Here is a 6,508-nt window from a genome sequence, read left to right on the forward strand (position 1 = left end):
GGTTCCTGTTGTGGTGGGAGAGCATGTATGAGCGTGTAATTGCTCAATGAACGACGCTCCTTTAACGAGGGGGTAGGGAACGTTTTTTAGAAAGGGACACTCACATGAATTCGAGCTGTGCGTATCTTAGAGAAGTAGCTTCTCGCATTGAGCATAACGACGCAGAACATATACGCCGTTTTGGGAGTCTCAATGTTGGTGTTGGGTTCCCAAGTGGGCCGACGCCAATAGAACAACAACGTATGTCAGACGGCGAAAAGCATGATGTAAGGCAAGAATACGAGGCGAAGATTTTGCGTCGCATCATCTGTGCCCTGTTATGTGAGACAGATAAAACGGCGACCATTCTACAGAATACTATTGAACCGTTATTGGACGGGCCGGGGCATAAAAAAGATTTCCCAGTGATATTACGTGATATTCTTGATGGCTGGGAGCATGACATTAAGACTTACGCTGATGATAAAGCTCGAGGAGAATCTGATTAAGGGCGTACGTTCCTGCGTCACTGACATCGTTGCGCGTCTTCTTAGTAAAATGAGGGCGCAAAAGGGAGACGGACAAACGCAGGAACATACCCGCCAATACAGCGCGTAATGAGACGCGGCCTATCGTCCAACGTGTCACGTAAGCGGGATAGCCAACAAAAGAAGAGAGAGTGTTCATGATAAAGTTTCCGTTTTTGTAAGAAGCTTGTCAGCACTTTCCGCCGTCATCGTGAGCTCCTTCGCGCTCTCAACGGGTCGCGTAATGCGGCTGTTGACGTGAAGGGCGAGGTCAAGTGACCATGTGTCCTCATACTGCTTTTCAGCGGTGGTGAAGGGGTGCTGTCTGGGCTCTGATCCGTAGAGAGGGGCGGCTTCAGGTAGAACATCACGGAAAAAGGCGACCGCGTCATGATCACGCCATGCGGTATTAAGCTGCACCGCCCCATCGCCCGCGCCCGTGCCATAGAGTGTGACCTGAATGCTCATGATAAGCGATTGAATGATGGTCACGCTCTGGTCGTGATACTCGCGGCTATTGGTGGCTTTGCGCTTACGAGAAATGATCTGCATAAGCGCGAAGGGAGGGAGTGGTGGTGTCGCGCGGTTTTGCTGGGCTTGTAGCACGACCCAACCTGACGGGAGCACCGTCTCCAGCCAGTCCCCAAGTGCCTTCATAATCTGTGGTTCGGTTGGAGTTAGTTGGATGTTTGTGGTTGTGCGATTTGCCGCGTAACGATCACCTTGCGCCATTCGTCTTCTCCCCACTCTTCGAGAACTTGGGTTATGAGCCATTCAGATCCGTCAAAGACCAGCACATCGCCGCCGCTTTGAAGGGGGCGGTTAAGGGCATTTGCAGCGCCGCGAAGGTAAACCGCACGGGCATCGGATTGTTGCTGGAGGTTGTCCAGCAGTTGAAGGTCAGACGTTGACAGGGCCTGAACCTCCATCTGAACGGGAATGTCCTCATAGCCATCGCTGACGCTATAATCGGTGTTCCTGATGGGGCCTGTAGAGCGCCTAAGCACGCCCTCTATCAGAGGATTGACTGCCGTCGTTAAGCCAAGCGCCATATCGTAGAGGTCAAGAACCATCGTCATCCTCCACCTGATAGGACACAGAGTTAAGCATATGTCCCGTGCGGATGAGCGGCTTTTGAAGGTCAGCGTCTTTCTCAAAAGCGCCGGTTTCTTCCCAGTCCCGCAAGCGTGCCTTGATGGTGCTGACGGCCAAACCGGGCTCATGAACGGCTTGAATGGCTTTTCTAATATCCTCAGCAGCGGCACCGCCTGCGGCTTTTAAGGCTCCCTCCATACTTCCATTGCTGGTCTTCAGAACACCTGAAATGGCTTTGCCCCACTGCTCATGGTTTTCCTCAAAAGCGGGGCGCATGAAGGGGCGTGCTGGGATATTCTGAACGGGCGAGCCGAACTCTTGCGTGGCGGCCACCATGGGCACAGACGTGCCGTCTGGGTAGGTGGCGTTTTCAAAGAAGCCGACCTTGACGGTCTTCTTCTTCCCAAGGTTTTCTTGGAATGTTTTAAGATGGGCGGCCATTTTTGCACCGCCTTTTATGGAAGAAGACATAGGTTTTCACTTGACGACATAAGGGGTATGTCCTAAATATAGGACATGGACGCGGCAACGAAGCCCATCCAATTTTGGAGAGACCAAATGATGACCATTGAAGAAAAAGCCCGTATCCGAAACTTAAATGCCGATACGGCTTTGAAGCTCGCTCAAATCAGAACGGAAAGGCTCAAAGTTGCAACGGCAGTCGTTGTTGCAGTGGCGGCCGCTATGAGCGCTCTTATTACTCTCATCAAGGCGCTTTAAGCGCCTTCCCCGAGGGAGAAAAATGATGAAAATGATCGACCGTTTTCTTGATAGTAAATACGTTCTCTACGCTGCTGTGGGCGTGGGCTTACTGTGCGGCGCCGCGATTGGGCTTTCTTTGTAATGGTTGATGCAGACCTTTTGTGTCGCGTTGGTCAGTCTCTTTTTGGCGAGCGTTGGCAGACAGATTTGTCCGTTCTTCTTGGCGTTAATAGCCGCACGATGCGACGGTGGGCTTCGGGACAGAATGAGACGCCGCCTTGGCTTCATGAGCGCCTTGTTGCTCTTATCAATGAGCGGCAAACGGCTCTCTCTGATGTTCTATCGCACCTCACGGCCAAATCCTCGCCGGATGAGGGCGTCCGGGGGTCATCCTCATCTGGCGATATTGAGCGGTAGCCTGCCAGTAGGTGAGGCCGTATTGCGTTTGGGTAAACCAGCCCGCATGGGAAGGCAGGCCCGCCCCATCGAATGAGACGGAAACGGAGCCACGGGAGGCGGAGGCGATGCGCCCCACGCCGCCTTGCGTGCCTGTAGAGCCCGCCCCGCTGGCGTTGAGGCCAAGCTGGGCGAGATGAGCCATGAGAAGCCAGAGCAAGTCCTGCCGCTCCTCAACGTCTTGCACAATGGAGAAGGCGGTGTTGTTGAGGAACCGACATGCTTGCCGGAACAGCATCCGTGCCTGCGTCTCATTCACGCTCTGCGCAAGGTCGGGGAAGGCCGCCGCCCAGTCCGTGTAGGAGAACTCAACAACACCGGCGGTCATTATTCTTTCTCCATTCTTTTCACGTCTTTAGGGAGGTTTTCTGGATCGACCCCCTCTAATCCTGTGCGTTCTTTGGCGAGTTCTGCTACAGCAGCATCCGCTTTTGTGGGATTGGCCTCTGCGAAGACAAGCTTACGTGTGACGAGCTCATTGCGCTCATTTTGCTTGAGCCATGCGTTCCAAAAGTCCGCATCTACTTGCGTACGTCCAGCACGACCTAAGAGACGCCCTTCAGCGGGATGATAGGTTGGGTCATGTTTGGCGCCATTAAGTAGAACAGACTGGCGTGGGACAGAAGCGAGACCAATCGGCGCGTCGGAACTCGCTCGCTCTTTAAGAATGCCGAGGTCGTGCAGTTCTAGCTCAATACCAGAAGGAAGGCGGCATAAAACGGTTACAAAGTTGGCCATGTCTTAAATCCCTACCATCGTGACGCAGGCGACAGGGTAATACCAAAGTGTGCCCCAGCTTCCCTGTGATTTCTTCTGTCGAATGTTTGAGCTGTAGCGCTCGACCGTGTGGGCGCGGAGTTTCTCGGTGAAGGCGGTCTCAACGGTCTTCTGACCATCCACTTCTTCTAAGAAGAGCTGGAATTGAGTGGTCTTGCTAAGGCCCCCTGCGAGGTCAGAGCCTGCTTCAGGAAGTGTTTTGATCGTCAGATTAGGTAGGTTTTCTTTCAGCAGGTCGCGCACGGTGGTGCGGAACTGGTTCGCGTAGAGCAGGCATTGCTGACGTGTTGTGGGGATGACTAACGTCATCTTGCTTTCAAGGTCAGCATTCCCGCCCATTTGTGCGAGGATTTTCTGAACTGCTTTGAGGATGTCGTTGTAGACCTGATTAGGGTCAGTGGTGCTCAGCCAATCTGTTCCCCCTGTGGCCGTTCCTGATGCGGTCACTTTGGGGGTAGGCTGAAGAGCAGCGGGAAGGGCTGGGTCATTAAGTGCGCCACGGAGCTGTAATCCTTCTACACCGAACAGGCTAATGCGGTTCTGTGTTTTGTTGAGGATAGAGATAGAGGCTTCGTTTTTCTGAGCCGCCCAGCCAATCTTGGCCGCGCCCATCATTTCAGCTTCACGCTCGCCCCATTTTGTCCATGTCTGGTAATGGAAGGACTGACGCACAATCCAGTTGGCGTTCGCGTCGCTATCCCCATTTTGGCTGTAATCATCGTAAGAGGCGGTCTGCCCAGACATTTCCACGAGGGGAAACTGCGCGGTGTTGACAGTCCAATCGCCTTTTTTGGCAGAACCGTAGATTTCTTCTGCTTTGGTAGGGGTGATGAGCACCTTGGTGACGCGAGGGTCTGTAAAGGTGCTGAAGATATTGGGAATGCCGCTATTGGGAGCGGTAACGGCGGCGTCATGAGCCATGCGGGATGGGTTATAGTCCTGCACGCCATGCACGCCATAATACTGCTTGAGTTGAGCAGGCGTAATCTGTGCCATGAGTGTCCTGTAAGAAGATTAAGCGGTGATGGGGCCGGTGATGATGATTTCTGTTCCAGCGGGCGCGCCTTGTGTGACGATCCAGCCCGTATCAACGGTATTTTGTGGAGCAGAGCCGGGGGCTGCCGTTTGGAGTGTGCCATCTTTGGTCGAGGCATAAACAGACTGCCCAACAGTGGCGTCCGTCTGGGAAAGCGCCCAGTAATCGCCACCAGATGAGAGCGTGACGGCAAAGCCTGCCGGGATGCTCATCGTTGCGCCTTGCAAATATTGGGTGGTTAAGCCTTGTTGGTCACGATGAACGAAGCCCGTAGGTTTTCCACTGCCTGTGTTGGAAACGGTCATGCCGTCCTGATTGACCCAAGCGAAAGCGGCAATCACCAGCCCGGAAGAGCCAACGCGAAAGCCCGCTTCAGGAGAAATGACGGAACGGCGTGGATTGGCCGACGCTATGGCCCCGGCGTAGCCTTGCGGCCATGTGTAATTAACGGTTCTCTGAAATTCGGTGGGCATAGGGTTATCCTAACTGGCGGGGCGGTGTGAAGGGCAGTGACGCGCTGTCGTTGGCAATCGGGGCAGACGGTGTCGGGTGAAGGGCGTTGATTTTGGCCTCCACCAGCGCTTTCAAACCGGGCGTATTGACGCCGGTGAGGCTGTCATTGGCCATGCCCTGCTGACTAAGCGCGTAGCGGTAAATCTGTCGGGCGCTATCAAGATCATGCACCTCGCCAACAAGAGGACGGACAAGCTGGCGGGCATCATTGGCGGCCCGTTGACGTTGCCGTTCTAGTTTAATCTGACGCTCTACTTCGCGGTTGATGGCGCTGTCGGTTGCGGCCTTGCGCTCGCGTTCTTTGTCTTCATCGTCATCATCTTCTGCTGGCTTCTTCTTGGGGCCGTCTTCATCGTCATCTTCAGCGGACTTCTCTGTGTCGTCGCCTTCATCCTCGGCAGTTGGCTTGCCGTCGTCCGCATCATCATCGTCTTCGGCGGGTTTCTTCTTTTTATCGTCGTCATCATCGCCGTCATTGGCGCTGGAGGCGAAGAGCTTCTTAATCGCGTTGATTGTATCGTCCTCGGCGTCTTCGCCTAAGATGTCGCGCAACGCATTGTCTTGGCTGTCGCAGCCTGCTTTGTCTTTTGTTTCGGCCATAATTGGCGCTCCTTGTGCAGTATCGTGAACGATGACGTCACTCCCAGCGCGGCCATTGGGCACAAGAGCCACGTGGTTGCCGCGAATGTTGGTCATGCGTCCGTCATAGGGCTCGCCCTTGTAGGTGCCCGGTGTCATATCGGCATCGTAATCGTAGCCACAGGACAACTCGCGCTGCTGGCCAGATTTGATCTTCTCAATCAGTGGGCCGTCCCAGATGGTCAGCCCGTTTTTAAGGTAGGGGTCTTCAAAGATGGCGTTTCGCATCGTCGAGCCCACAACGATATGCTTTTGCGGGTCGGCAGCGGTGACGCGTGAAGTGTTCGTGGGGTGATCATCTAAAACGGGGAGGCCGTTAAAGGTCGCAGCGCCACGTTCGAGTTCGATAGGGTCACGGAGCAGACGGTAGGTCTGTTCGGGTTTGAGTCCAAGCTCTTCAGAGCGAGGGATTTCACGGCCAAAATAGCCGCAAATATTGGCCTTGCTAATGGGCGTGGTTTCCACATGCAGCCGCCCATCCTTGTCAAAGGTGCGCACGGAGCCCATGCGGTCAATGGCTAGTCGTTCCATGGGATTTCCAATCATTATAACCGGGAATGATATATTCGGCACGGCATCGGCAATTCACGAGCTGCCCGGGTTGGATGTATTGGCCCGAAATAAAGCAGCCTTTAGCGATGTCGTACCGCATGCCATCAGCGCGGCGATGGTCTTCACGGGAGAAACGCCCACCGCAAACATGCCGCCAATAGGCTTCTTTAAGGCCCAGCTCAGAGGCGCGCTGGCGTTCGACAAACTGACTGATCTTATTGTTTTGGTCAGT

Annotated in this window: 12 protein-coding genes; 2 read left to right on the forward strand and 10 right to left on the reverse strand. The window is 54.3% G+C overall.

The annotated features are described in order from the left end of the window. Positions 1-104: 104 nt before the first annotated feature. The gene (locus tag GS535_RS04105) at positions 105-488 is read left to right on the forward strand and encodes a hypothetical protein (RefSeq protein WP_160792549.1); all 384 of its coding nucleotides are present in this window, start codon (positions 105-107) and stop codon (positions 486-488) included. Here the strand turns inward: GS535_RS04105 and GS535_RS04110 are convergent. The 4 genes from GS535_RS04110 to GS535_RS04125 are packed head-to-tail and all read right to left on the reverse strand — an operon-like array spanning position 445 to position 2,072. Continuing rightward, a complete protein-coding gene (locus GS535_RS04110; protein ID WP_160792550.1) occupies positions 445-666 on the reverse strand; it encodes a hypothetical protein in 222 nt (73 codons plus the stop codon). The two genes, GS535_RS04105 and GS535_RS04110, sit on opposite strands and share 44 nt — an antisense overlap. After that, positions 663-1,238 (reverse strand): LIC_12616 family protein, encoded by a 576-nt coding sequence (locus GS535_RS04115; RefSeq protein WP_160792605.1) that lies wholly within the window; start codon positions 1,236-1,238, stop codon positions 663-665. The genes GS535_RS04110 and GS535_RS04115 overlap by 4 nt, the downstream gene beginning before the upstream one ends. Continuing rightward, complete coding sequence (locus GS535_RS04120) at positions 1,184-1,579, reverse strand: hypothetical protein (protein WP_160792606.1); 396 nt, start codon at positions 1,577-1,579, stop codon at positions 1,184-1,186. The genes GS535_RS04115 and GS535_RS04120 overlap by 55 nt, the downstream gene beginning before the upstream one ends. After that, a complete protein-coding gene (locus tag GS535_RS04125; RefSeq protein ID WP_160792607.1) occupies positions 1,569-2,072 on the reverse strand; it encodes a hypothetical protein in 504 nt (167 codons plus the stop codon). The genes GS535_RS04120 and GS535_RS04125 overlap by 11 nt, the downstream gene beginning before the upstream one ends. Positions 2,073-2,159: 87 nt before the next feature. Between GS535_RS04125 and GS535_RS04130 the strand changes: the two genes are divergently transcribed. Further along, a complete protein-coding gene (locus tag GS535_RS04130; protein WP_160792608.1) occupies positions 2,160-2,321 on the forward strand; it encodes a hypothetical protein in 162 nt (53 codons plus the stop codon). A gap of 331 nt (positions 2,322-2,652) precedes the next feature. On the opposite strand, the gene GS535_RS04135 is transcribed toward GS535_RS04130, so the two are convergent. From GS535_RS04135 to GS535_RS04160, 6 genes are all read right to left on the reverse strand, one after another. Further along, complete coding sequence (locus GS535_RS04135) at positions 2,653-3,087, reverse strand: DUF4054 domain-containing protein (RefSeq protein ID WP_160792609.1); 435 nt, start codon at positions 3,085-3,087, stop codon at positions 2,653-2,655. Then, the gene (locus tag GS535_RS04140) at positions 3,087-3,497 is read right to left on the reverse strand and encodes a hypothetical protein (protein ID WP_160792610.1); all 411 of its coding nucleotides are present in this window, start codon (positions 3,495-3,497) and stop codon (positions 3,087-3,089) included. The genes GS535_RS04135 and GS535_RS04140 overlap by 1 nt, the downstream gene beginning before the upstream one ends. A gap of 3 nt (positions 3,498-3,500) precedes the next feature. Next, positions 3,501-4,532, reverse strand: coding sequence for a DUF2184 domain-containing protein (locus GS535_RS04145; protein ID WP_160792611.1), 1,032 nt, complete (start codon positions 4,530-4,532; stop codon positions 3,501-3,503). Positions 4,533-4,550: 18 nt separating this feature from the next. Then, positions 4,551-5,045 carry a hypothetical protein gene (locus GS535_RS04150; protein WP_160792612.1) on the reverse strand — a complete coding sequence of 165 codons (495 nt, stop codon included), beginning with the start codon at positions 5,043-5,045 and terminating at the stop codon, positions 4,551-4,553. Positions 5,046-5,049: 4 nt separating this feature from the next. Continuing rightward, positions 5,050-6,255 carry a DUF2213 domain-containing protein gene (locus GS535_RS04155; RefSeq protein WP_160792613.1) on the reverse strand — a complete coding sequence of 402 codons (1,206 nt, stop codon included), beginning with the start codon at positions 6,253-6,255 and terminating at the stop codon, positions 5,050-5,052. Then, on the reverse strand, positions 6,236-6,508 hold a 273-nt coding region (locus GS535_RS04160), incomplete at its 5' end, for a hypothetical protein (protein ID WP_202401653.1). The genes GS535_RS04160 and GS535_RS04155, both read right to left, overlap by 20 nt.

This window comes from Saccharibacter sp. EH611, from assembly GCF_009834765.1.
In the GTDB taxonomy this organism is placed as follows: Bacteria; Pseudomonadota; Alphaproteobacteria; order Acetobacterales; family Acetobacteraceae; genus Saccharibacter.